The 561-nt window shown below is 70.8% G+C and carries 1 protein-coding gene; it reads right to left on the reverse strand.

All coding sequences use genetic code 11. The features are described 5' to 3' along the window. Positions 1 to 14: 14 nt before the first annotated feature. A partial coding sequence (locus tag BKE38_RS30250; protein ID WP_278247668.1) for a tripartite tricarboxylate transporter substrate-binding protein occupies positions 15 to 561 on the reverse strand: 547 nt, incomplete at its 5' end.

A 561-nucleotide genomic window follows, 5' to 3' on the forward strand; every position in this document is an offset into this window, starting at 1 on the left:
GGCTGGCCTCATCCTCAGCTGTCGGCGCGGATGTCGTTCTCCCGGATCACCTTCCCCCAGTTGGCGATCTCCGCCTGGATGAAGGTGGCGCAGTGCTCCGGCGTACTGGCGGCGACATCCGCCCCCTGCTCCTCGATCTGCTGCCGCACCGTCGGATCCGCCAGCGCCTTCACCAGCGCCGCATGCATCTTGTCGACGATCGGCTGCGGCGTGCCGGCGCGGCCCAGCACCGCCCACCAGGTCGGCGCCTCGAAATTGCCCACCCCCTGCTGGGCGAAGCTCTGCACCCCCGGCACATGGCGGCTCTCGCCCTTGGTGGTGACGCCCAGCGGCCGCAGCGTGCCCGACTTGATGTGCTGGTTGATCACCACGACGTTGGACATGAACAGCGGCACGTGGCCGGCGACCGCGTCCTGGGTGGCCGGGCCGCCGCCGCGATAGGGGACATGGACGACCCGGTAGCCGCCCTCCGACTGCAGCAGGGTGGTCGCCACATGCGCCAGGCCGCCGACGCCGCTGGTGGCGTAGTTCAGCGTGTCCGGGGACTTCTTCGCCGCCGCC

Origin of the sequence: Teichococcus deserti (assembly GCF_001982615.1) — a bacterium.
Taxonomy (GTDB): domain Bacteria; phylum Pseudomonadota; class Alphaproteobacteria; order Acetobacterales; family Acetobacteraceae; genus Pseudoroseomonas; species Pseudoroseomonas deserti.